The 25354-nt window shown below is 41.6% G+C and carries 24 protein-coding genes; 6 read left to right on the top strand and 18 right to left on the bottom strand.

The features are described from left to right. The coding region (locus tag PSF16_RS02675) for a phosphoethanolamine transferase (RefSeq protein WP_272688726.1) at positions 1-1470 on the top strand (1470 nt) is incomplete at its 5' end. A 40-nt stretch (positions 1471-1510) separates the two neighbouring features. On the opposite strand, the gene PSF16_RS02670 is transcribed toward PSF16_RS02675, so the two are convergent. The 8 genes from PSF16_RS02670 to radC form a co-directional block, all read right to left on the bottom strand. Beyond that, complete coding sequence (locus tag PSF16_RS02670; protein WP_006663228.1) at positions 1511-2488, bottom strand: glycosyltransferase family 8 protein; 978 nt, start codon at positions 2486-2488, stop codon at positions 1511-1513. A 12-nt stretch (positions 2489-2500) separates the two neighbouring features. Next, entirely contained in the window at positions 2501-3502 is a 1002-nt protein-coding gene (locus PSF16_RS02665) for a glycosyltransferase (RefSeq protein WP_006663229.1), read from the bottom strand. A 25-nt stretch (positions 3503-3527) separates the two neighbouring features. After that, complete coding sequence (gene rfaP / locus PSF16_RS02660) at positions 3528-4325, bottom strand: lipopolysaccharide core heptose(I) kinase RfaP (protein WP_006663230.1); 798 nt, start codon at positions 4323-4325, stop codon at positions 3528-3530. Then, positions 4318-5442 (bottom strand): glycosyltransferase family 4 protein, encoded by a 1125-nt coding sequence (locus PSF16_RS02655; RefSeq protein WP_154630946.1) that lies wholly within the window; start codon positions 5440-5442, stop codon positions 4318-4320. Before PSF16_RS02655 ends, rfaP begins: the two co-directional genes overlap by 8 nt. Position 5443: 1 nt before the next feature. Further along, a complete protein-coding gene (gene rfaQ / locus PSF16_RS02650; protein ID WP_036962530.1) occupies positions 5444-6508 on the bottom strand; it encodes a lipopolysaccharide core heptosyltransferase RfaQ in 1065 nt (354 codons plus the stop codon). Between the two features lie 209 nt (positions 6509-6717). Then, positions 6718-6885, bottom strand: coding sequence for a 50S ribosomal protein L33 (gene rpmG / locus PSF16_RS02645; RefSeq protein WP_004265124.1), 168 nt, complete (start codon positions 6883-6885; stop codon positions 6718-6720). An 11-nt stretch (positions 6886-6896) separates the two neighbouring features. Then, entirely contained in the window at positions 6897-7133 is a 237-nt protein-coding gene (gene rpmB, locus PSF16_RS02640; protein ID WP_004265123.1) for a 50S ribosomal protein L28, read from the bottom strand. A 253-nt stretch (positions 7134-7386) separates the two neighbouring features. After that, complete coding sequence (radC, locus tag PSF16_RS02635; RefSeq protein ID WP_006660584.1) at positions 7387-8052, bottom strand: RadC family protein; 666 nt, start codon at positions 8050-8052, stop codon at positions 7387-7389. A 182-nt stretch (positions 8053-8234) separates the two neighbouring features. Between radC and coaBC the strand changes: the two genes are divergently transcribed. From coaBC to slmA, 3 genes are all read left to right on the top strand, one after another. Continuing rightward, positions 8235-9473: a bifunctional phosphopantothenoylcysteine decarboxylase/phosphopantothenate--cysteine ligase CoaBC gene (gene coaBC / locus PSF16_RS02630; protein WP_272688725.1), complete on the top strand. Its 1239-nt coding sequence runs from the start codon at positions 8235-8237 to the stop codon at positions 9471-9473. Further along, on the top strand, positions 9427-9900 hold the full coding sequence (dut, locus tag PSF16_RS02625; protein ID WP_181665331.1) for a dUTP diphosphatase: 474 nt from the start codon (positions 9427-9429) through the stop codon (positions 9898-9900). The genes coaBC and dut overlap by 47 nt, the downstream gene beginning before the upstream one ends. Before the next feature lie 218 nt (positions 9901-10118). Next, entirely contained in the window at positions 10119-10715 is a 597-nt protein-coding gene (slmA, locus tag PSF16_RS02620; protein ID WP_006663233.1) for a nucleoid occlusion factor SlmA, read from the top strand. Between the two features lie 54 nt (positions 10716-10769). Here slmA and pyrE read toward each other — a convergent pair whose 3' ends face one another. Continuing rightward, complete coding sequence (gene pyrE / locus PSF16_RS02615) at positions 10770-11411, bottom strand: orotate phosphoribosyltransferase (RefSeq protein ID WP_006660588.1); 642 nt, start codon at positions 11409-11411, stop codon at positions 10770-10772. Between the two features lie 139 nt (positions 11412-11550). Continuing rightward, positions 11551-12264: a ribonuclease PH gene (gene rph / locus PSF16_RS02610; RefSeq protein WP_006660589.1), complete on the bottom strand. Its 714-nt coding sequence runs from the start codon at positions 12262-12264 to the stop codon at positions 11551-11553. Between the two features lie 123 nt (positions 12265-12387). Here rph and PSF16_RS02605 point away from each other — a divergent pair, with 123 nt between their 5' ends. Beyond that, positions 12388-13251: a YicC/YloC family endoribonuclease gene (locus tag PSF16_RS02605; RefSeq protein ID WP_006663234.1), complete on the top strand. Its 864-nt coding sequence runs from the start codon at positions 12388-12390 to the stop codon at positions 13249-13251. Between the two features lie 140 nt (positions 13252-13391). On the opposite strand, the gene PSF16_RS02600 is transcribed toward PSF16_RS02605, so the two are convergent. From PSF16_RS02600 to PSF16_RS02590, 3 genes are all read right to left on the bottom strand, one after another. Beyond that, positions 13392-14036, bottom strand: a complete 645-nt coding sequence (locus PSF16_RS02600; protein WP_036962528.1) for a Qnr family pentapeptide repeat protein — start codon at positions 14034-14036, stop codon at positions 13392-13394. 327 nt (positions 14037-14363) lie between these two features. Continuing rightward, positions 14364-15620 (bottom strand): nucleoside permease, encoded by a 1257-nt coding sequence (locus PSF16_RS02595; protein WP_006660592.1) that lies wholly within the window; start codon positions 15618-15620, stop codon positions 14364-14366. A 117-nt stretch (positions 15621-15737) separates the two neighbouring features. Continuing rightward, a complete protein-coding gene (locus tag PSF16_RS02590; RefSeq protein WP_006660593.1) occupies positions 15738-16556 on the bottom strand; it encodes a purine-nucleoside phosphorylase in 819 nt (272 codons plus the stop codon). Positions 16557-16758: 202 nt separating this feature from the next. Here PSF16_RS02590 and PSF16_RS02585 point away from each other — a divergent pair, with 202 nt between their 5' ends. Continuing rightward, positions 16759-17961, top strand: a complete 1203-nt coding sequence (locus PSF16_RS02585) for an ROK family protein (RefSeq protein ID WP_006663236.1) — start codon at positions 16759-16761, stop codon at positions 17959-17961. A 95-nt stretch (positions 17962-18056) separates the two neighbouring features. Here the strand turns inward: PSF16_RS02585 and PSF16_RS02580 are convergent, their stop codons facing one another. The 5 genes from PSF16_RS02580 to selA all read right to left on the bottom strand — a co-directional run bounded on the left by PSF16_RS02580 (position 18057) and on the right by selA (position 25338). Next, entirely contained in the window at positions 18057-19223 is a 1167-nt protein-coding gene (locus tag PSF16_RS02580) for a nucleotide sugar dehydrogenase (RefSeq protein ID WP_272688724.1), read from the bottom strand. Positions 19224-19283: 60 nt separating this feature from the next. After that, positions 19284-20285: an NAD-dependent epimerase gene (locus tag PSF16_RS02575; protein ID WP_006660596.1), complete on the bottom strand. Its 1002-nt coding sequence runs from the start codon at positions 20283-20285 to the stop codon at positions 19284-19286. 65 nt (positions 20286-20350) lie between these two features. Further along, positions 20351-22009, bottom strand: a complete 1659-nt coding sequence (locus tag PSF16_RS02570; RefSeq protein ID WP_036966992.1) for an LTA synthase family protein — start codon at positions 22007-22009, stop codon at positions 20351-20353. Positions 22010-22081: 72 nt separating this feature from the next. Continuing rightward, complete coding sequence (gene selB / locus PSF16_RS02565) at positions 22082-23950, bottom strand: selenocysteine-specific translation elongation factor (protein WP_036978803.1); 1869 nt, start codon at positions 23948-23950, stop codon at positions 22082-22084. Beyond that, positions 23947-25338 carry an L-seryl-tRNA(Sec) selenium transferase gene (gene selA, locus PSF16_RS02560; RefSeq protein ID WP_036978804.1) on the bottom strand — a complete coding sequence of 464 codons (1392 nt, stop codon included), beginning with the start codon at positions 25336-25338 and terminating at the stop codon, positions 23947-23949. Before selA ends, selB begins: the two co-directional genes overlap by 4 nt. Between the last annotated feature and the right edge of the window lie 16 nt (positions 25339-25354).

Genomic DNA, 25354 nt, shown 5'->3' with positions numbered 1-25354 from the left:
AAAGGAGCTGGTATTGCACATCCTAGTGTCCGCGAAATAACGCTAATTTGTTTATTTTTTATTATTTTAAGCTCATCTAAAAAAGCCTATTGGTATTTGGGATCTATATTTACCATAGCCTATGTTATATATACTCCAATAGGGTTAACATTTGGTATTCCAACCTATCAATATTTAGCATCATTAATTGCCACAGATGCTCTAGAAACACAGGAATTTTTCACTCAAATTCCGATTAAAAACTATTTATCTAGTTTAGTAATTATTGCTGGGTTCATTGCCTTTAAAAAAATAATTACAATAAAAAAAATTAACCTATATAAAAATAAGACCTTAATGATTTGCCTCGTGATTATTGCCCTAATCAACCAATCTCCATTTCAATTTTTCAATGAAAGCTATCAATCTTTTGTCAATCTGAAAGATGAAGTGAATTCATTAAGCGATTTGACAAAAAAGAGTGAATGGGGTCAGTCTGAGCTAAAAAATAACAATACTCAGTATGATGACTATGTTTTGATTATCGGGGAAAGCGTCCGACGTGATTATATGGGAATTTATGGTTACCCAATAAACAACACGCCATTTTTATCTAAAGTAAATGGAACCATTGTTGAAGGATTAACTGCAGGTGGTACCAATACCATATCCTCATTACGTTTAATGTTAACCTCCGCTAATAAAACTGATTGGCAACCTAACTATGGGTTAAATTTTATCGACCTCGCTAAATCCGCTGGAATAAAAACATATTGGTTATCTAACCAAGGGTTTATCGGTGAATACGATACTCCAATTAGTTTTATTGCATCTCGCAGTGATACGAAAAAATTTATCAAAATTGGGGCGTATAACTCAAGTAATGCAAGTGATTTTGAACTCATTGATATGTTCAAAAAAGAACTCAATTCCAAGATAGCGGAAAAACAAAAAAGATTATTTGTTGTTCATCTTTACGGCTCACACCCTGACGCCTGTGCAAGAATTGAAGATTATGGTAATCAATACATTACGAAAGATGAAAAATATAATAATGTTTCCTGCTATGTAACGAGCATTCAAAAGACAGATGAAATCATCGAGAAAATTTATAATTTGTTAGGTGAACAAGAAAAAAGAGATAAACGTACTTTTTCTATTCTTTATTTTTCTGATCATGGCCTATCTCATAGCGAAGTTAACAATGAAATTCGAATGAATTTAAGCAACTCTACAGCAAAAGTTCTCGAAATCCCATTGATTAAAATATCATCTGATGATAAAGAAAGAATAATGGTGAAAAATTTTAAATCTGGCTTACTATTTGTAGATGGACTCGCTAATTGGCTAGGCATTAATAATAGTAAAGTTGATTCAAACCATAGTTTATTTACACCTAAAGATGATATCACTGATTATGGGCTATATAATAAGTATTCTAAGCTAAAAAACTTAGACAGTGACCAAGCTATTGATATTAGAGAAAAATAATTCTTATGCGGTGGTGATTAATAATCACCACCGTTAATTTTTATTTAAACTTTTTATATTTAATCAAACTAGAAATTCCAGTTAAAAACTTCTTCTGATTAAATTCATGTTTATATCTCTCTTGATACTCTGGTTTTTTCTTTGCATCAACTAATTCATCATTTTTCCAAGGTGATGTTTCAAAAGCGACTTTAAACGTTTGGCTTGCTGGGTAATTGACCGCCCAATAGTGCCAAGGTTTGGTCGCCCCTGTATAATGAATTAATTTAGTTTCTGATGTAATATAGTCTTTATAATTCTCATGTTCTAATTCATTCTTTAGAGTATAAATGCAATTATAATCTCTTGGCAGATAAATATTCTGGCAATTAAATATGATATTTAACGCATCTTGATCTAAATATTTTAATGTCTTTCCTGTGTGGTTATTCGTAATCAGGTTAAATGCCTGCTTAGTGAATTTATTTTTATCCCAAACTTTTAGATTCAGAAAAATAACGCCAGCATTAAAATATTTATCTTTTAGCTGAGGCATAGAAAGGCGGTCAACACAAGAAATCTGCATGTTTGGTACATCCGGAATAACGGCTGCATACTCTCCATTAAAAGCAATATCTATATATTTTCTCAAGCTGCCTTTACAAAAGACATCTGCATCCAAATATAAAATAGATGATAATGTTTCACATAAATGATCAAAAATAAAGAATCTGAAATAGGTCGCGTAAGACCAAACATGAGATATTGGTAGTTTTTTTAGTTCATCCGCATTAATGATGTAAATATCGATATTAACATTCTCATTTAATGTTAATTTTTCTAATTTAGATAAAAATTCATCATTCATATAATCAGTAAATAGATGGAATTTTAGCTTGATATCTGAATTATTAATAATAATTGAGTTCATAGATAAACCAGAACCAAATAAAAATCCTTTATCTACACCATAGGCAATATTTAGTTCAGCAGCACCATTTTGTGCTCCCAACTCGATTTTTTCTTTTATTAAGTTCACGTAAATACCTACTTATATTTTACTAAAAAAATATGCCATATAATTTTTGAAAGCAAAAAAATACTTTCTTTGATTAATATTATGCTTTGCACAATACCGTAGATGATTGCTGCTTTTTGCTTTAAGCAATGGTACATTTCGCCATGGAGAGACAGCCCTCGCCTCTAAAAATGGTTGTGCTGTCTCATAATTAGCCCACTCATGCCACGGTTTTGTTGGGCCCACATAATGAATAAATACAGTAGTTCGTTTTACGGGAAAATCAAAACTCTTTTTTAACTCGTAGTTCAAGCTAAATTGAGTATTAAAAATAGAACTAATAAATAATACACTATCCGTTAATAAGATATTTAGCACGTCTTGGTCAGGATAAACCAGTCTATGGCTAACCTCGTTATCCATCAGTAACGCCATCGATTTTTCTGTTACATTGTTCGTTTTCCACGTCCGTAGATTTATATACATGACGCCGCTATTAAAATAGCCTTTCGATACAGATGGGAAACCTAATGAATCGGCTCTTTTTTGCCACCAGGCCTTATCTCGCTCAGGAACAACCGCCGCAATATAACCCAATAAGTTATGGCTTAGGAGCTCATCGATATTACGGTTACAGACCACATCTGCATCGAGATAAAGTAAATAATCTATTTTATCCTTAAAATATTCTGCGATAATAAATCTAAAATAGATAGCATGAGTCCAGTTTTTGGTCGTAGGTAGCTTTTTAACGTTATTTGAATCAATAAAATAAATCGTAATTTTTGTATTATATAAGTGACAAATTTCAGCAAATTTAGCGATATCTTCGTCACTCATTGAATTATCAATAAAGATATGAAATGCAAACTGAATGTGTGGATTATGCATCAATAAAGATACAATCGAGACGCCGCTACCATACAAAAAATTATGATCAATCCCATATGCAACATGCTGGCATGACGAATCATCTATCTCGATATTTCCAATCGGAATTGTTTTTTTTACCATACCATCAAAATTAATTACCATGCCTATGTTCCATACCGAATTTTAATTACAAGCCGCGTTTTTCAGTTCTTTCTTTAATTCGCTTTGCCTTACTTTTTGCTTCAGCCATCAAACTAGATTCTTTAGTTAGTATCTCTTTTAACGGCAGATCAAAATAAATCTTCATAAATCTGAAAATATCGCGCTGCGTCAAACCGATTTCTAATGAAGAAAAGTATAGCCCAATCAAATCCTTATTTCGCCAACGGGTAGGGACTGAAGACCTTAACTGTGCACGATGTAAATCAATGACTGAAATTTTTAAATCTTGCTGATTTTCCGTAAACGGTAAATGCAGTAAGAAATGGCAGATATAGCAGTCGCGATGGTTAATACCGATGCTATGCATCTTACGTACCATTTCAGCGACTCGCTGGATCAACATTTGCTTAGTTTTGAATTTAGGCGGTTGAGTGACCCAATTAGCGCAGTAATCTTCTAAGCTCACTGTCGGCGTTAAATCTTCAGTGATAATAAATGAATGACGGCGAAGTGGATTCCAACCTTTTTGCCCGAAAGCTCGCCCGTTCATTGTATCAACGCCGGCTTCAGTTAATCGATGAATAGCATTCCACTCACGGTCTGCACCTAACACAGGTAAACGGAATGAAAATAAATTCTTCAAAACTTCTTTTAGTGTCGTACCGTAGTGGATCTTAATAAAATAGCTTTTATCATCGAGCTGAAAACGTAACGTTCGACGTGTTTCTAATGCACGAAAAACTTCACCATCCAGTTTGTCTGTCTCAGCAAACGGGTCTTTATCTTTCCATAATTCGTTAAAAGGTGCTTTTAACTCAACCATTCGAGCATCCTAAAATAATATCGGCCGCTTTTTCCGGTAAACTATACAGATCTTCTGTATCTGAATAATATTTTGCATTGTTTGCCCATTGAACCAGTTTCTGAGTATCTTGCAAACTATCGCATAGTGACTGATTTAAAATAGACTGTTCGAACGGCTCCGCTATCACTACGCCACATTGCGCTTTATTGATAAATGATGCATAACCACATACTTCGGTCACAATAATCGGTAATCCAGCCACAATGGCCTCAAGAAGTACGATTCCTGCCGCTTCTTGATAAGCTGGATGCATTAATAAATCAGCAGCTGCCATTAACTCAGCGATATCATTGCGTCCGCTAAAAAATGACACTTGTTTTGCAATCCCTAAGCTTTCCGCGAGTTTCTGATACTTAGCAGGTTTATCTTGTCCAACGACCATTAATAATGTGTTATTTCTGATGGTTTCGGGCAGTGCAGCCATTGCTTTAAGGGTTCTATCAACCCCTTTACGCTTAAAATCGGATCCCACTTGAAGCAATAAAAAAGCGGAATCAGGTATTTGATTTTTTTCTCGATAAATACGCTTCGCATCAGCAATTTGCTGGTCATATTTTCGGTCAATGGCAATGCCTGGGGGAAGCATATGAAAACGTTCAGTTTCAGTACCATAATGCTTTTTAAAATGAGCAATTTGATGAGGGGTAAGCATCATTAGCTGGGTTGGCTGACCTTTTTGGAAGACCGCTTTTTCAAACGCAGCGTAATGTTTATAACGTGGAGTCAGCTTATAGAAAAACCCTTTCTCTTCCGCGACTTTTTGCGCGTAACAAACATCCGCAGCAAAATAAACATCTAACCCCGGCATTTTATTAAAACCAACAATCCTATCTGCAGGATGTTGCTTCAGATCTGCCATCACCCACTCATAATATTGCCGATTCCGACCATGGTTAGTGCCTGAGCTAACAGGAACAATAACAATTTCAAACTGTTCCGGTCTTTCGCCTTCCCATGATTGGGTATAAACGCGAATGTGATGCCCGCGAGCTTGGCACGCTGTCGCAATACGTAAAAAGTCCCGTTGTAACCCACCGAATGGGAAATATTTATACAGACAGAATGCCAATACCATACTAATACCTTCCCATCATTGAACGCATATTCATCGGTAGCATTTTTTCTGTTGCATCAATCACATCACAAGCTGGGATCACCGAAAGGTATTTTTTATTGCGATCCAACTCATCTCTTGGCGGCATTTTTTCGTAGTCGCCAGCCCAGAATTTCACCACATTGTCACTCCATGGACGCCAGAAAACATGGTTTGTCGCCCCAAACAAGCAAACAATTGGCGTTTTCACTGCTGCTGCAATATGCATCGGCGCAGAATCAACGCCAATAAAAAGTGCGGCATGAGCAATTAATGCCCCTAATTCAGGAAATGATGTTTTACCCGCCAACTCAGTTGTTGGCTTCGTTTGGCAATTGTTGGCTATTTCATTCACGCACGCTAGGTCTTCTTTGCTTGGGCCTGACGTGAGTACAACTTGATATCCACGAGACTGCAATGCATCAATCACCGCCGAGAATTTTTCATTATCCCAACATTTAAAGATTTGCCGAGCTGTAGGCTGAATCACTACGTAGCTACTGTGTACCCCAAGATCGAGCAAGCGTTGGTCAATTTTTTTCCAATCTTCTTCCGTATAAGACATGGTTAGGTCTGTGTTAAATTCTTGGATTCCTAACGGCTTTAATACAGAAAGATTATTTAAAACAACATGCTCCCCTTCAGGAGGAGTCAGATGCGTGAAGCTATTTCGCCAAAATTTTGAATCGCGATGCCCAAAATCATGGGAAATTTTCGTTGTAGCGGGAATCGCGCGAACCAGTAGTGAAACCATCCACTGATCAGCAAGGTTAACGACCAAGTCATACTGATTACGACGTAATTTAAACAGTAAGCTTAAAAAGTTACAGGCTTTACTGAGCCCGCCACTTTTTTTACCTTTCATACCATATAGCGTATGGATTTCTTGGTTTTCCGATAAGATAGGAATTGTGTCCTGATAAAGTAAAACATCAATCTGAGCATCAGGATAATTTTGCTTCAATGAGCTGATAACAGGCGTCGTCAGTAGCATGTCACCATGAAATCGCATCTTGATCACAAGAATTTTTTTGTACTGTTTTTTCACCAGGCGCTCTTAATCAGGTCTATAGATAAATTGATATGGATATTTGACAATAAAATGCGTTATTAATTCCATGAATACTGAATATGTTACTACGTTCAGATTAACGGTTATAGCTTTTAATCAATATCCCAATGGATAGCCATTTTATCGCTAATTTTTGGCAAAAAAAAACCCAGCCTAAGCTGGGTTCTTCGTACGCAGAAACAAAATTATTTGATTTTTGCTTCTTTGTAGATCACATGCTTACGAACAACTGGATCGAATTTTTTCAGTTCCAGTTTTTCTGGCATTGTGCGCTTGTTCTTCGTAGTGGTATAGAAGTGACCTGTACCTTCAGAAGAAACCAGCTTGATTTTCTCGCGAATACCTTTAGCCATTTTTTAGCTCCTTAGTACTTCTCACCGCGGGTACGCAGTTCAGCAAGAACAGCATCAATACCCTTTTTATCGATAACACGCATACCTTTAGCAGATACACGCAGTGTTACGAAACGTTTCTCAGACTCAACCCAGAAACGGTGAGAGTGCAGGTTTGGCAAAAAACGACGTTTGGTCGCGTTTAATGCGTGTGAACGGTTGTTACCGCTCATTGGACGCTTGCCGGTAACTTGGCAGACTCGTGACATGTCTATTCTCCAAAAATCTAATCAGCTCGAGCTTTTTTGTTCTGGGCTTGACTGCCTCGTCAGGCTTAGGAGCCCATCTCAGCAAACTTTTAAGTGATCAACAAAATGTATTTATCTTAGCAAAAAAATTTACTGAGATAGGCTCTTCTCGTCAAACCCGAGATCCTTAAAGGTGGCGTAGTATACGCTTTCAATCGTTTTCACTCAAGCCCAACACAGCAAAAGTTGTCATTTTTTAGTCAAAAAAATGATTTTACAGCCATCCGCGCTCAGCAAATGAGATACAAGATTTGTGTCCAACGACAAAATGATCGAGTAATTTAATCCCCATCACGTCGCAAGCACCTTGAATTTGCTCAGTCACATACTTATCTGCCATGCTGGGTTCCGGATTACCCGATGGATGATTATGGGCAAGCACTATCGCACTCGCATTCATTCTCATTGCAAACCGAAGAATTTCTCGCGGATGAACTTCAACACGATTGATCGTCCCTTTAAACATTTCTTCATGGCAAATAACCTGATGTTGGTTATTGAGAAATAGCACTATAAACACCTCACGCTCCTGCCCTGAGAATAACTCAAGTAGCTTAGATTTCAGCGCGTTAGGGTTATTCATGATATCCGTGCACAACACTTGCATTGAAAAACAGCGCTTCGCCAATTCACTCGCAGCTTGCAATTGCGTCAATTTACAATTTCCCACACCTTTGCATTCAATTAACTTCTTATAGTCGGCTTGCACTAATAAATAGAGTGAACCAAACTCATAAAGTAACCGTTCAGCAAGTTGTAAAACAGATTCACCCCGTGTTCCTGTACGTAAGAAAATGGCTAATAGCTCTATATCTGATAATGAAGCAGCGCCGTATGCGAGCATTTTTTCTCGCGGTAAAAGCTCCGTGTATTCATGCATCGACCAACCTCCTTTCGCGTCGTTGCTTTCTTTTTAGCTAACGAATCCGCAAACGCCAATCGTCTCAGCTGTCCTTTGCGTAGCGCTTCGCAAAAATAGCATCGGGATACAAAATCGGCTCTCTCACCAAGCTCATTGATATGGTAAGATGCCCCCCATGTTGACCAAATCGGACAGAGACCATGACTCAACAAACTTCAGTTAACTCATTATTAGGTAAGCGAATTGTTCTCGGTATTAGTGGTGGAATAGCCGCGTATAAAATTCCAGAACTCACTCGCCGGCTGCGTGATGAAGGGGCATCTGTACGTGTTGTGATGACACCTGCGGCAAAAGCGTTTATTACGCCTCTTACTTTGCAAGCGGTATCCGGTTATCCAGTCGCTGACGATTTGCTAGACCCCGCTGCTGAAGCTGCAATGGGTCACATTGAATTGGCAAAATGGGCTGATATAATTATTTTAGCGCCAGCCACTGCGGACTTAATCGCGAGACTCAGTGCGGGTATGGCGAATGATTTACTCACAACGGTTTGCCTTGCATCATCTGCCCCTATTGCGGTCGTTCCCGCAATGAACCAACAAATGTACCGCGCAGCGGCAACCCAAGATAATTTAATCAGACTGCAACAACGCCAGTTTATGATATGGGGACCCGACGAAGGTAGCCAAGCATGTGGTGACGTAGGTCCTGGACGCATGATAGACCCACTCGCTATTGTGAAATTGGCAAGTCAGCATTTCCAGCCACATTTAGATCTACAAGGGATTTCAATCATGGTCACGGCAGGCCCAACCCGTGAAGATTTAGATCCTGTGCGTTTTATTAGTAATCATAGCTCTGGAAAAATGGGTTTTGCCATCGCACAAGCGGCAAGTGCTCGCGGTGCAAAAGTCACTCTGGTTGCAGGTCCCGTTAACCTTGCAACACCAAGTGGTGTAAATCGAATTAATGTTATCAGTGCTCTTGAGATGTATGAGCAAGTGCACCAATCGATTAATCAGCAAGATATCTTTATTGGCTGTGCGGCCGTAGCCGATTACCGCGCCAAAACCGTTGCTGAAAATAAAATTAAAAAACAAGGTAATGAAGTCTCCATTACTCTTGTAAAAAACCCTGATATTGTGGCGAGTGTCGGGAAGTTGACGCAAAATCGACCTTATGTGGTTGGTTTCGCTGCAGAGACCCAAAATGTCGATGAGTATGCACGACAAAAACGCCAACAAAAGCAACTTGATTTAATTTGTGCCAATGACGTTTCCCTAGCAGATAATGGTTTTAATAGTGATAACAACGCATTACATCTGTTTGATGCTTTCGGTGATGTTCGATTGCCACACTGTAGTAAAATTGAATTAAGCCACCATTTACTTGATGAGATACTTCAACGTTATGAAAAAAATCGATCTGAAAATTCTTGATCCCCGTATTGGGAACGAGTTTCCACTGCCAACTTACGCAACCACTGGCTCTGCGGGTTTAGATTTACGTGCATGCCTTGATGCACCTATCGATTTAGCACCGGGTCAAACTGAATTGATCCCGACGGGTTTGGCTATCCATATCGCTGATGAGCAACTTGCTGCCGTGATCCTGCCACGTTCAGGGCTGGGTCATAAGCATGGTGTTGTTCTGGGAAATTTAGTGGGTTTAATCGACTCCGACTACCAAGGTCAGTTAATGGTGTCAGTATGGAACCGTAGTGACAAAGCATTCACCGTTGAACCAGGTGAACGTATGGCACAAATGGTATTCGTTCCTGTTGTTCAGGCACAATTTAATATTGTGGATGATTTTGATGCGACAGAGCGTGGTGAAGGTGGTTTCGGACACTCTGGTCGTCAATAAGTCGAACCAATTCACGCTGAAATACCGAATATAGGCGTTCTAAAAACGCCTATATTTGTGAATAAAAACAATCATTACGGTATTTTTTATCTCGTGAGCTGTTTAGATTTGGTTATAATCTCTACATATTTTAAACCTGTTTTATTCTGAGGGTGACTTTACTCAGAGCGAAATTTTGGATAGTTTGTCTTGCTGTTTTAGCAGGGGTCTTATCAGACATGGCAGAGAATACAATACAAAAACGTAACAGACGTGATGAGATTTTACAGGCTCTTGCGTTAATGTTAGAAAGTAGCGACGGCAGCCAGCGTATTACAACGGCAAAACTCGCGGCAGCGGTGGGTGTTTCAGAAGCGGCGTTATATCGTCATTTTCCAAGTAAAATGAAGATGTTCGACAGCCTAATTGAGTTTATTGAAGATTCACTCGTTTCACGCATCAATCTGATTTTAGCGGATGAAAAAGATACACTTGTCCGAATTAAATTGGTTTTAGCGCTAATTTTAGGTTTCTCAGAGAAAAACCCTGGATTAACGCGTATAATGACAGGGCATGCGCTAATGTTCGAGCAAGATAGACTGCAAGGGCGCATTAACCAATTATTCGAACGTATAGAATCGCAGCTGCGACAAGTCCTAAAAGAGAAAAAAATCCGTGATGGGCATGGTTTTATCCATGATGAATCATTATTAGCTTCTCAACTATTAGCCTTCTGTGAAGGTATGCTGTCGCGCTTTGTACGTTCTGAGTTTCGTTACCGTCCAACGGTAGAATTTGAAGCTCGCTGGCCTTTAATTTTGGCTCAGCTACAATAACCACTTATTTATACTACTCACCCCGCCCGTTATTGGGCGAGGGCTTTTTTTCAATTAAATACCATACTGCTCACGATATGCTTTCATCGCAGCAAGATGCTGTTGCATACCTTCTTTTTCGGTTAAATACGTGATTAAATCGCTCATTGTGATGATCGAATACACTTTACACCCATAATCACGCTCGACTTCCTGCACCGCAGAAATTTCCCCTTTCCCTTTTTCTTGACGATCCAAGCACAGCAACACACCATTTAAGGTGGCTTCTTGTTGTTTGATAATTTCCATCGACTCACGAATTGCCGTGCCAGCGGTAATAACATCATCAACAACCACAACGCGCCCCTGTAATGGACTACCCACTAATGTGCCGCCTTCCCCATGATCTTTCGCTTCCTTACGATTAAAACAATATGGCATATCGATATCGTGATGTTCTGCTAACGCCACTGCCGTTGTTGTTGCAATAGGGATCCCTTTATAAGCAGGACCGAAAATCACATCACACTCAATCGCACTCTCTTTTAATGCTTGTGCATAAAAACGACCCACAAGAGCCAAGTCACGCCCTGTATTAAATAGCCCCGCGTTAAAGAAATAGGGGCTTTTACGACCTGATTTCAGCGTAAACTCACCAAATTTTAGTACCTGTTTTTTCATGGCAAGTTCAATAAAATCGCGCTGATAGGCTTTCATTGGTCATTCTCCTCATTAATTAATATTGGTCTTTTTTATTAGAACTACTTTCGCGGTTTATCTTTATCAGTAAGCAACTTAATCAATAAACAGCGGACATAAAAAAGGCGACTTTTCAGCCGCCTATTCAATCATAAATCTATTTCAGCGCTTCTCGCTGAGCTTCGAAAATGGTGTCTAACCCCGTCTTCGCGAGGGCGAGTAGTTCGAGTAACTCTTCATGGCTGAACGGCTCACCTTCTGCGGTACCTTGTACCTCAATCATGCGACCATCCTCCATCATCACCACGTTCATATCGGTTTCTGCGGCGGAATCTTCCACATACTCAAGATCACATAAGCCTTCTTGCCCTACGATACCAACCGATACCGCTGCAACCATAGATTTCAGTGGGCTTTTCGCTAATTTACCTTGAGCAACCATATTATTCAGGGCATCGACTAATGCGACACAAGCTCCTGAAATAGATGCAGTACGTGTACCACCATCCGCTTGGATAACATCACAGTCTAAGGTAATGGTGTACTCTCCGAGTTTTTTCAGGTCGACCGCAGCACGTAATGAACGGGCGATCAGTCGTTGAATTTCCATCGTACGACCTGTTTGTTTACCCTTTGCCGCTTCACGTTGATTACGAGAATTGGTTGCACGAGGTAACATGCCATATTCTGCGGTTATCCAACCTTGCCCCTGACCTTTTAGAAAACGCGGAACGCCTTCCTCAACCGTTGCATTACATAACACCTTCGTGTCGCCAAACTCAATAAGAACAGAGCCTTCTGCGTGCTTTGTATAATTACGCGTAATTTTTATAGGACGCATCTGATCTGCTAATCTACCTGCTGGGCGCATGGTGTTATCTCCGTTATCAACTCAAATTGGCACGTATTATACGTTGTTAATCGGATAATGCCTATCCTGTCATCCGTCATAGCGCTATAATCCTGTTATCTTAATGAATGATAGGAACGAATTATGATCCGTAGTATGACTGCTTTTGCCCGCCGTGATATCAAGGGTGAATGGGGGAATGCGGCTTGGGAGCTGCGTTCCGTAAACCAGCGTTATTTAGAAACCTATATCCGTTTACCTGAACAATTCCGTAGTCTAGAGCCAGTTATCCGTGAGCGTCTTCGTTCCCGATTAACGCGTGGTAAAGTCGAATGTAACCTGCGTTTTGAATTAGATGGTGCGCAACGTGGCGAATTACTTCTGAATGAAGATCTTGCTCGTCAACTGATTAGCGCTGCTAACTGGGTGAAAAATTACAGCCACGAAGGTGAAATTAACCCATTAGAAATTTTACGTTGGCCTGGCGTGATGTCTGCGGGTGAACAAGATTTAGATGCTATCAGTGAACAGCTGATGGCGGGTTTAGATGAAACCATCGATGCCTTTATTCAGAGCCGTGAAGCCGAAGGTGCTGCACTGCATAGTCTCATTGAGCAGCGTTTAGATGGCGTTTTAGTCGAAGTTGCCAAAGTTCGCCAACATATGCCAGAAATCCTACAGTGGCAGCGTGAACGTCTGCAAAGTAAATTAGACGAAGCGGGTATCCAATTAGAAAACAATCGTTTAGAACAAGAGCTGATTTTATTGGCACAACGTGTCGATGTGGCTGAAGAATTAGACAGACTAGAAGCTCACGTTAAAGAAACGCGTAATATTCTGAAGAAGAAAGAAGCAAGCGGTCGCCGCCTTGATTTCATGATGCAAGAGTTTAACCGTGAGTCAAATACCCTGGCCTCTAAGTCTATCAATAGCGAAGTGACTAATTCCGCTGTTGAGCTGAAAGTGCTGATCGAGCAAATGCGCGAGCAAATTCAAAATATCGAATAAATTTCACTTTTCAGAATAACTTCAAAGCCAGCTTATTCAATGAATTCGCTGGCTTTTTACTCTTCGTACATAGCAGAGTGAAGCACAATAACGCATTGCCAGCGTGTGCCGTTAAGGTGCATCACCGAGATAAAGCTACATTAACTGTTACTTACAACGATAATGCCGAGACTATCGATTAAATGAAAGATTTGATCTTCGTTTAACTTAACGCCACTAAAATCCACTCGTCTAATATCTAAAGCCCCAAGCTGTGAATTCGTTAAATCACAACCCGTAAAATCTGCATCACTCCAATTAAATGAAGAAAATTCTCCACCTGAAAGATCTGAATTCCTAAAAACTGATCCTATAACCGTTGTTTCGTGCCAGCGATTCTCCCACAGCTCACATTTCTCTAAGATAACCCCAGAAAAATTCGCATAACTCAGATTCGATTTTGTGATATATGCAGAGCAAAACCATGTTTTCGCCGTAATCAAATTCATAAAACTGACACCACGAAAATCAGCTCCTTGAGCAAGACACTCTCGGATTTCTAATCCAAGAGCCTGTGAATGCCTAAAATCTACCATGGATAAATCACAATTTTTAAAGCTGGCATCTTTTAAAATTGAACGGTTAAAACGGCACGCTTTTTGAGTATCTCTATCATAGAACCTACAATTGAGAAACTCGGTATCCGTCAAATCAGCGCCTGAAAAATCACAGTTTGAAAACACTGCATCTTTGATGCTCGTCCCTTTAAACTGATTTTTCCCTATTTTCTCGTCATTTAATAACATAATAAACCATTCAAAAAAGATTGAACTGCAATGTTCTGCTAATGGCAGGTGATATTGTCTATATCAAATCCTGCAATCATCAGGTCGATGGCTAACAGTATTAGCACAAAAGCAGTGGCAAAGGGAACCCTTACAAAGATCTCAAACTGAACATTATTCGATCGATTTATTGGGGCGCGCCAATTGAATCTGTACCCAATGGGGTCCCTCTGAGTCCAGTCACTACGTACATTTGAGTCACTGGATCAATGAATAGATTTATCACTTTTTAGAACAATTTAAAGCCAGCATATTCGCTGGCTTTTTTTATTCAATCAAACTCAACCGTTAGTTCGCTTTAGCGACCAGCAACGGTTTTTCTCGCTGATGCTTATAGTGAAATGAGAAATAGAAAATCACCGCTAAAATGACCGTATAAGACGAGAATACCAGCCAAATTGATTGCCAATCCTTCACCCCATCCACACTAAAGTAATCGACGACCAACCCACTCAATATCGCGCCAAAGTATGCGCCAACCCCATTAACCATCGTCATGAACAGACCTTGGGCACTGGCACGCATTCGATGGTCAACTTCCTGCTCAATAAAAATAGAACCGGAGATATTAAAGAAATCGAATGCGCAACCATACACAATCATCGACATGATTAAGAACATCAAACCAATCGTCGATGGGTCGCCAAATGCGAAGAAACCAAATCGTAATGTCCACGCTAGCATACTGAGCAACATGACGGTTTTTATGCCATACCGTTTCAAGAAGAATGGAATAGCGAGAATGAACGCCACTTCTGCCATTTGGGATACAGATAATAGAATTGATGGGTATTGCACAATTAAACTGTCTTGATACAGTGGGTTACGTGCAAAATCATGCAGAAACGGGCTACCAAAAGTATTGGTAATTTGCAGCACTGCGCCCAGCAACATCGCAAACAGGAAAAAGACCGCCATAATCGGCTTTTTAAACAGGACTAATGCATCTAGCCCAAGCTTGCTCATCCAGCTAGTGGTGATCGCCTGCTTATTGACTGCCATTTTTGGCAATGTGAAAGAATACATGGCTAACAGTAATGAACAACAACCTGCCACATACAGCTGCATGCTACTGAGTTCAAATTTTAATAGGCTGATGCTCCACATCGCCGCAATAAATCCAACTGTCCCAAACACACGGATTGGTGGGAAATTCGCGACAGAATCTAGCTGATATTGGCTCAACGAGGAGTAGCTGATGGTGTTAGACAGCGCAATGGTTGGCATAAATGCCATGGCATTGATTAACATCACCCAGAACATGACGGAAGAATCCGTGACTGTCGCGGCATAAAATAGAGAACCTGCGCAAATCACATGACAAATCATATACAACCGATTTGCGGGAATATATTTATCCGCAATAATGCCAATTAAACCGGGCATTAAAATAGCGGCAACCCCCTTAGAGCTATAGACCATACCGACTTCAGCCCCTGAAAAACTCAGAGTTTTCATCATGTAGGCACCTAATGTCACCAGCCAACTTCCCCAAACAAAATATTGCAGAAAAAGCATGACCTTTAAACGAGACTTAATATTCATACTAGGCTCCGTTTGAAGTAAGTTTGGCGGGTGACATTCTCAGCTTGACGATAACGCCCTAAAGGAAAACCGTTCCCGCACTGTCTTTCTATTAATTTGAGATTAAGTAACTTGACGTTAGAAGCGCTCGATGACACCAGTCACTAATTTTAAGAAGGTCGCCTTCACTTTTTCAGCGGTCTCAATCACTTCGTCATGGCTCAGTGGTTGTTCTAAAATGCCGCATGCCATGTTTGTCAGGCAGGAAATACCCACCGTTTTAATCTGAGAATGGTGCGCCACTAGTGCTTCAGGTACTGTGGACATACCGACTGCATCAGCACCAAGGGTTCTGATCATGCGAATTTCTGCTGGCGTTTCATAGGTTGGACCCGTCCACCATGCATATACCCCCTGACGCAAAGACACGCCTTGCTCTTTTGCTACATCGAAAATCGTTTGGCGTAGCTCTTTGTTGTACACTTCACTAACATCAAGGAAGCGCACCCCTAGCTCAGGATTATTTGGTCCCATCAATGGGTTATTAGCTGTCAGGTTAATATGATCTGTAATCACCATCAGGTCGCCTGGGTTAAACTCAGTATTCACGGCACCGCATGCGTTAGTGATAATCAGTTTTTCAACGCCTAATGCTTTCATTAAACGCACAGGAAATGTCACTTGATCCAGCGAAAAACCTTCGTAGTAATGGAAACGACCTTTCATCGCCACGACATTTTTGCCCGCTATCGTTCCGATCACTAATTCGTTTGCGTGACCCACCGCCTCAGATTTAGCAAAATGCGGGATCTCGCTATAAGGAATATGCACCGCATTCTCTAACGTATCGGCAAATGGGCCTAAGCCTGAACCTAAAATGATCCCAACGGTAGGTTTTACATCTGTGCGAGACTGGATAAAACTCAAGCTTTCTAAGATATCTTTGGTGTTGTGCATAATGCGCTCCGCAATCAAGTCAAATAATGAATATGATTGGGATAATAACGTAATTAAAAAATCTAACCGCGATCTTAATCTCATTTTGAGAAAATGTTGATAAACATGATATCTATTAAAGTACTCATCATGTGAATCTGTTAATCTTGATAAAAGCCAGCATGGCTTGGTTCATCACGAATATAAATAGGAGGGGGAGAACTTGTTACACCGTTTATTGAATGAATTTCGCACATCTAAAAATTCCAAAACGCAAAAACTCAAAACGCTGTACCGACTGATCCTCAACCACGGACCAATCAGGGCGGAAATGTTGACGTCCCTCGCCAACATGAAGCCAGCTACTTGTGCCAGATTGCTTGATGAACTCAGTAAGTGCCAATTGATCTCGACCTCTGAGCTCGGAGAATCGACGGGGGGACGCAAACCGATTCTGTACAGCGTGAATCCTGCGGATGGTTATCTTGTGGGTATTGAAATGAGTGATATTTACTCTACGATTGTCCTGCAAAACCTGAAGCTAGACATTATTGGTAAGGTTAAAATCAAGTACGAGCATCTTGAAACTGCCGAAAATATGCTCGACCACTTGCTAGATAACGTTGATGACCTCCTCGCTGAGCATCAATTGGATACTCAGAAGATATTGGGGATTGGCATTGCCATTGACCATATTTTAGAGCGCGATAAAGTACCTTATTCCCACTATAAAGAAAGAATCCAAGAGCTTTATCAATATATTACACAGCGTGTTCCATGCTTCGTTCTATTAGGGAGTGGGATCAGTTTTGCGGCTTTTGCAGAATACCGGTTACGTTATTCAGCGAATAGCCAACGTTTCCTATTCACAACCTGTGATACTGATATTCGTAGTTCAACTATCATCAATAACCAATACGCTCCGACACCAATTAGTACAGCGCAAGCTTTTGGGCACATCACAATTGATATCAATGGGCAGCGCTGTGAATGCGGCTCATTTGGCTGTTTAAAACAGTACAGTTCTTTGCAGGCGATCAAATCACGCGTCATTCAGCATCTTCGACTTGGCAAACCATCAGTCATTAACCAACTCGTCACATCCGAAGCTGAAATTAACTACCACACTATTTTCCAAGCTCTCGCTCAAAATGATGAAGTGTGCCTTGAAGCACTTGAGGAAGCGGCTTATTACTATGGAATTGCGATTGCCAACGCGGTGTTAATAACCCAAGCCGATGTCGTAGTTTGTGGCGGAACCCTCACCCCGAAAAACCACTTCTTCGACATGACCAAAAAGTCCATTGAACAGAAACTCTCTATTTTTCCCAATATTAAGCCCAGAATTTATCCCGCGAATGATTCCTATGAAATTGTCGCGCAAGGCGCGGGGGGAATGGTAATGGAAAGCTACCTGTCCGAATAGTTATCGACTCAGACTTAAAAAATAAAAAAATGCCCCAACATGTGGGGCATTCTTCATTATCAATAACCGCTGACTATGTAAGTCGTCAGCTAATCTTAATCATTACCAAACAAGTCACGGGTATAGACTTTATCCGCCACATCGCCCAGTTCAGGCACCATACGGTTTGCCAGAATAATGTCACATTCGGCTTTGAACGCGTCTAAATCACGGATAACTTTCGAGCGGAAGAATTCGTCTTCTTTGAGTACCGGCTCGTAAACCACCACTTCAATCCCTTTCGCTTTAATGCGTTTCATCACGCCTTGAACGGCCGAAGCACGGAAATTATCAGAGCCCGCTTTCATCACTAAGCGATATACGCCCACTTTACGTGGCGCTTTGGCGATAATCGCATCGGAGATAAAGTCTTTACGGGTGCGGTTAGATTCCACAATCGCATTAATCAGGTTATTTGGCACATCGTCGTAGTTTGCCAGTAACTGCTTCGTATCTTTCGGTAAGCAGTAACCACCGTAGCCAAAGGATGGGTTATTGTAATGGCTGCCGATACGCGGGTCTAAAGAAACCCCTTCAATGATTTGGCGCGCATTTAAGCCACGGCTTTCTGCGTAGGTGTCTAACTCATTGAAGTACGCGACACGCATCGCTAAGAACGTGTTCGCAAACAGTTTGATGGCTTCCGCTTCAGTACCATCAGTGAACAGTGCTGGGACGTCTTTCTTAATCGCGCCTTCTAACAGCAAGTCAGCAAAAATCTGCGCACGTTCAGAACGCTCACCCACCACAATACGGGATGGGTACAGGTTATCCCACAGGGCGCGACCTTCACGTAAGAATTCTGGGGAGAAAATCACGTTAGTGTAGCCAAACTCTTCACGCAGACGCGCAGTAAAGCCCACTGGAATGGTGGATTTCACGATAATCGTGGCGTCTGGATTCAGTTTGTTCACATCATGAATGACGGACTCGACTGAATTGGTGTTGAAGTAGTTGGTTTTTGGGTCGTAATCCGTAGGGGTGGCAACAATCACGTATTGCGCGCCAGTATAGGCTTCGACTTTATCTTCGGTCGCACGGAAGTTCAGCTGTTTTTCCGTTAAAAACTGCTCGATTTCAGTGTCGATAATCGGGGATTGCTTATTGTTCAGCATCGCCACTTTTTCAGGGATGATATCGACCGCCACCACTTCGTGGTGTTGTGACAGTAACATGGCGTTAGACAGACCGACGTAACCGGTCCCTGCGATTGCTATTTTCAAACTTGCCTCTCAAATCCTTCTGCGGATATTACAGGTGGTAGATGATATTGATGATCGGTATTAGCGGTGGTAATACGATTTATACCAGTCAACAAACGCCTGAACACCCTGCTCAATAGAAACGTGTGGGCGATAACCAGTGACATTAAATAAGTCTTCAGTGTCTGCCCATGTCGTGTAAACATCACCCGCTTGCATTGGTAAGAAGTTCTTAATGGCTTCTTTCCCTAATGCCTTTTCCAATGCCGAAATAAAATCGATCAGCTTCACAGGCTGTCCGTTACCAATATTATAAATGCGGTAAGGAGCGCTGCTTTGCGCTGGCGAATCTGAATGATTTTGCGGATCTGCTTGTGGGATTATATCTGAAATACGAATAACACCTTCAACAATATCATCAATGAACGTGAAATCACGGCTCAGATTACCATTATTATAAACATCGATGGGCTCACCCGCTAAGATAGCCTTGGTGAATTTAAACAGCGCCATATCTGGGCGCCCCCATGGACCATACACAGTGAAGAAGCGTAAACCCGTTGTCGGAAGTTGATACAAGTGTGAATAGGAATGCGCCATCAGCTCATTGGCTTTTTTGGTTGCCGCATACAATGAAACAGGGTGATCGGTTGGCATGTCAGTCGTAAATGGCATTTTATCTGTCACGCCATACACGGAACTTGAAGAGGCATACACTAAATGCTTCACTTTCGCTTGGCGGCAACCTTCTAAAATCGCCAAGTGCCCATTCAGATTACTGTCTGCATAGGCAAAGGGGTTTTGTAATGAGTAACGCACCCCTGCCTGTGCTGCAAGATGGATAACGCGGTCAAAATTCTCTTGCGTACACAGCACCAACACTTTTTCACGGTCTGTGATATCAAGAGGAATAAAGCGGAACTGCGGATATTGTTCAAGAATATGCAGGCGAGACTGTTTCAAACCCTGATCGTAATAAGCGTTCATGTTGTCGATACCGACAACTTCATGCCCATTTTCTAACAGTCTTTGGCACAATCTAAAACCAATAAATCCAGCACTTCCCGTGACCAAATATTTCATATTTGTTATCTTCTTTCGTTATTAAATGATGGTTTATCAATATTCTAGCATTAATTAGAGATAAACTACTTAGCCTCATCTTTATTAGCGACACCCAGCACATGATAAACATAGTGGCGGTAACCATCGAGTAACTGCTTATCTTCACAGTCATTTAGTTTACCGTCACACAAATGGCGCATCTTAATATTGGCTTCATAAAACGGTGATACTTTGAGATTTGCACGTTCCAATAACATTCCACCTAAGAATGAAATATCTGTTAATTCGCCCGACTTTATTGAAGTGCCTGATTTCAGATTATCTCGTAAGGTGAACTGCGTTGTATACGCAGGTGAAGAGAATGGAGACTGGTATTTATTTAAACTGATACCCGGTTGATGATCCCCAAAATAGAGGAACATAAGTGGACGTTGACGTTTTTCCATAAACGCAACAAAATCACGAATAGCATCATCTGAGTGGACAATTTTTTCCATATAGTGACTAAACTCACCGGCTGAATCTTTATTATCAAGTTTATCTTTAATCCCATAATCATCACTGTGTCCCTCTTTATAAGGCCCGTGTTCATACATGGTTAAAGAGAAAATAAAGACCGGTTTATCGGTTTCTTGTGCCAAAATTTCTTTCACATACTTCAGCATATCTTCCGTGCTTATCGTCCATAAATTATCTTGCAACTTACCAGGGTAACCCAACTCCTGCGGTTGAATAATTCGGTCAACCCCCAAGGTTTCATATGCATGCCCAGAGTGATAAGCCCCTTTATTAAACGGCGTCAGTACGACCGTATAATAGCCATTCGCTTTCATCTCTTTAAATAAGCTGTTATTTAAATGGTCAACGACAAAATAGAACACGCCACTTTTTTGTGCACCAAAATCATCGCTATTTAATCCAGTTAATGCCGAAAATTCGGATAACCACGTACCACCGCCAAAGGTTTGTACGCGCATCGGACTGTGTGCAACCAAATTAGCATCTTGCTGGAACATAAATAATTCTGGCAATTTAGTTCCCGCAGGCAAATCGTAAACTGTTGGATTAACTGTAGATTCTTGTAATAGCAATACAATGTCAGGCTTTTCGGTTTGCACGTTATTCACAAGAGAAATATTCGCGGCTTTTTGTTCGAAATAGCTAGAATCGCCTACAAAATGCGGTGATTTATATTTTGCATTCTGTGCAGACATAACCAAGTTAGTGACTGTACCACGCCCTTTAGGTAAGGTTTGTGACCATTTATCGAAGTAATGCGTACTTGCCCAATCAGCACCGAAATACCCTACAACAATCATAAGCACACTCACCACTCGGGATATCCATCGTTTGCAGGGTGTGGACAGACGCCAGCTGATCACACCATTGATGATAAGCAGAATAAATAATCCGAGAACCGCCACTCCCGCTAACCAATAGTGGCCTAATGTCCCTAAGTTAGAGGTATCCGTCATCAAATTAATGTCCGTGAAGAAAAGTTGCTCTTTGTAATAGTGCACTTTCAACTGGTTAAACATTTTGATGATAATAAACAGGGTGCTTGTGATAACTGCAGAGAAAAGCCAGCGTGCTGTCAGCGTAAATAGGGCGCCAAAAATGACAGCATAAACACAAATGGAAATCAGACCTGGGTAGATAACGCCACTTTTTTCAAAGACTAAAAATAGCGAGCCAATAAAAATCAGCGCCAGATAAATACTCGCAATTAGTTTTTTATTCATTTGATTTCCACAATTCAAAAAATATCAGGGTTAATAAAACAGCCAACATTATAACGACGATAACACGACAATTTATTCAACGAAAATGCCTTTGTCTCGTAAATAATGCCCATCCTCTTTACGTCGAGTGAAACCACTCTTGTCAAAAAACTCTAAAATTTGGATGGCGAGCTTACGCCCAATACCGAGCTCATTACGAAAATCAGCGGCAAAAATCACCTCATGCTCAGTACAATAGCGCAAAATAATCTGCGCAAATTGACGAATTTGTTCACTGCTATAGTATCTGTCTCTCACAATCGCAATGATGAGTCCCATTTGCGCTGCTTTTTTCAAAACGCGGCGAATCGTGTCTTCATCATGACCTGTTTCTACCGCAATATCACGGACCCAACGTGCTTCAGGATGAGAAAACAGCCCTTCCACTTGTCGCCAAATCTCTTGTTGTTTCGCATCAAACACTAACCCATGTTGCGGCATATGCAGCCAACCACGAGTCTGTTTTATAGTTCCCTCGGCAATCAAATCGTTAATCAGTTTGAAGACCAAGTTTTCTTCCATCGTGGGTAATGCCATGCGTTTTAAACGCGCTTTACCAACGCCAATCTGATCGCTATGAACTTCATTAAAGTTTTCAAGGGATTGGATAAGCTTATCTTTGGCAACCTGCGCTTTAAACTCAGACAACACCACATCCCCGACACGCACAATTGCCACTTGCTCCAATAGCGAATTTAATGCGAATTGGGTGAGCTGACGCGCCCAACCGTAGTTGTTTAAGTTTAGCTCACCGCTGGGTAGCTGTAAGTTCAGCTGTGTAAGCTCATCATTCGTTGTACACAGGCGGGATAACCAATCAAGAAATTCAGGCTGTCTTTTACCACGACGCGGAGAGACTAAGCGGATAACTCGAGCGCCCGCCAGCGTTTGTCGTGCACTGATATCACGGATAATTAAGCGATCGTTATCCACCAGCCACAGTGGTGTATCTAAAATCAACTCAGCCAACATCGGCGTTTCGCCCACTTCTGTGAGCAAGGAGACTCGCCCTGTAATATGGCTAGCACCATGGTAAAGGTGCACTGGCTGCCAATGCTTGAGTGGGGCATCACACGCGAGCTCCACAATCACACGAGATGCAATAAACGCAGGCTGTTCTGCAAGTAACCAATCACCACGGGTGATCGACTCTTTATCGATATTCCCGGTTAAGTTAAGTGCAACACGGTCTCCTGCTTGCGCAAACTCGGCCATTTGGTTTTGGCGATGGATCCCACGAATACGCACCGGGGTATCTGCCCCCGTGACCCATAAAGACTCACCTACACTCACTTTGCCTGCCAGCGCCGTTCCTGTTACCACAATCCCCGCGCCTTTCACATGGAAAATACGGTCAATCGCTAAACGAAAACGTCGTTGCAAATCGATATCAGCATCTTGTTGTTGATGCAGCTGTTGTAGGTATTGGCGCAGTTCATCAATACCTAATCCTGTACTGGCTGACGTGATAAAGAGGGGAGTATTTAACCAACCTTGACGGCGCAGCTCTGATTGAACTTGTTGAGTGACTTCATCCACGCGATGCGCATCAGCACGGTCGGCTTTCGTTAAAACAACCGTAATAGCTTGGCAGCCCGCAAGACGTAAAATAGCGAGGTGCTCAAGGGTTTGAGCCATCACCCCATCATCACAGGCGACCACTAACAGTGCGTGGTTAATACCACCAATACCCGCCAACATGTTAGCGAGGAATTTTTCATGCCCAGGAACGTCAATAAAACCGATTGAACACCCATCTGACTGAGGCCAATAAGCATAGCCAAGATCAATGGTCATTCCCCGTTTTTTTTCTTCCGGCAAGTGCGCCGTATTAACGCCTGTCAGCGCTTGAATTAAGGATGTTTTACCATGGTCAACATGACCCGCAGTCGCAAAAATCATGACAATAAAGCCTGTACTAATCCGTGTTCATCATCAAGACAGCGTAGGTCTAACCATAATTTGCCATCTTTTAAACGACCAATCACGGGTTGAGGTAATTGACGCCAATCGCTAGCAAGACGTTCTAAGCCGCCGCCTTTCCCATCAAGGGGAGCAAACGTAATGGCGTAGCTCGGTAATCGGTCTACGGGCAGTGAACCACTACCAATCTGCGACAAACACGGTTCCGCTTCCACGAAAAAACGGTCGCCATAATACGCTTGTAGCTTCACTAAAATATTGTCGGCACTCTGTTTGATAGTATCTTGAGAACGCGTTAACCAGCGCAATGTTGGAAGTTCAGCAGTTAATTTTTCCGGCGTCAAATAGAGCTTCAGGGTCGCTTCTAATGCTGCCAGTACCATTTTATCCACGCGAAGTGCACGTTTTAATGGGTGTTTTTGAATGGCGTCAATCCATTTTTTCTTACCAAGAATGATCCCCGCCTGAGGACCTCCTAGTAGTTTGTCTCCAGAGATGGAAACCAAATCAATGCCTTGAGATAAATATGCTTGTGGCATTGGCTCCGCGGGTAGCCCATAGGCAGTCATATCAATCATGGAACCACTGCCTAAATCAATCGCTGTCGGTAATTGGTATTTTTGCCCTAATTCCGCCAGCGCTTCCCCTTCGACTTCCGCAGTAAAACCTTCAATACTGTAGTTACTGGTATGCACTTTCATTAATAACCCAGTTTGGTCATTAATCGCATTTTCATAATCCCGTAAATGCGTTCGGTTAGTCGTACCAACCTCGACTAACTTGCATCCCGCTTGAGCCATCACATCAGGGACACGGAATGCCCCCCCAATTTCCACCAGCTCACCACGGGAAACAATGACCTCACGCTGCGGGGCAACCGTCGCTAATAACAGTAAAACAGCCGCCGCATTGTTGTTCACAATACAGGCATCTTCAGCACCAGTAAGTTGACACAGTAAGTCAGCAATGGCGCGGTCGCGATGCCCTCGCGTTGCGCCATCAAGGGAATATTCTAGGGTAACGGGTGAACTCATGACTTGCGAAACTGCATGAATCGCAGCATTGGACATCACTGCACGCCCTAAATTGGTGTGCAACACTGTCCCTGTCAAATTGTAGACGTTTCTTAATGCGCTTTGTTGCAGCCTATCATGGCGAACAGACAGCTCTGCTAACCAATCCTGGTGCCAATCTGGTAAACATCCGTCTTGTGCAATAGACGTTCGAGCTTGTTCCTGCATTTCTCGTAAACATTCGGTTACCCAATGCAAACCCGATTTTTCCACCAATATTTGCGCCTCATCGAATTGCAAAAGCTTGTCGATGGCTGGCAGTTGACGATATAGCGCGGCATTTGATTCAGCCATAGTCACTCTTCTCTTA

Source organism: Providencia sp. PROV033 (assembly GCF_028484855.1).
Taxonomy (GTDB): Bacteria; Pseudomonadota; Gammaproteobacteria; order Enterobacterales; family Enterobacteriaceae; genus Providencia; species Providencia alcalifaciens.
This window is presented reverse-complemented; position numbering and strand designations above follow the sequence as displayed.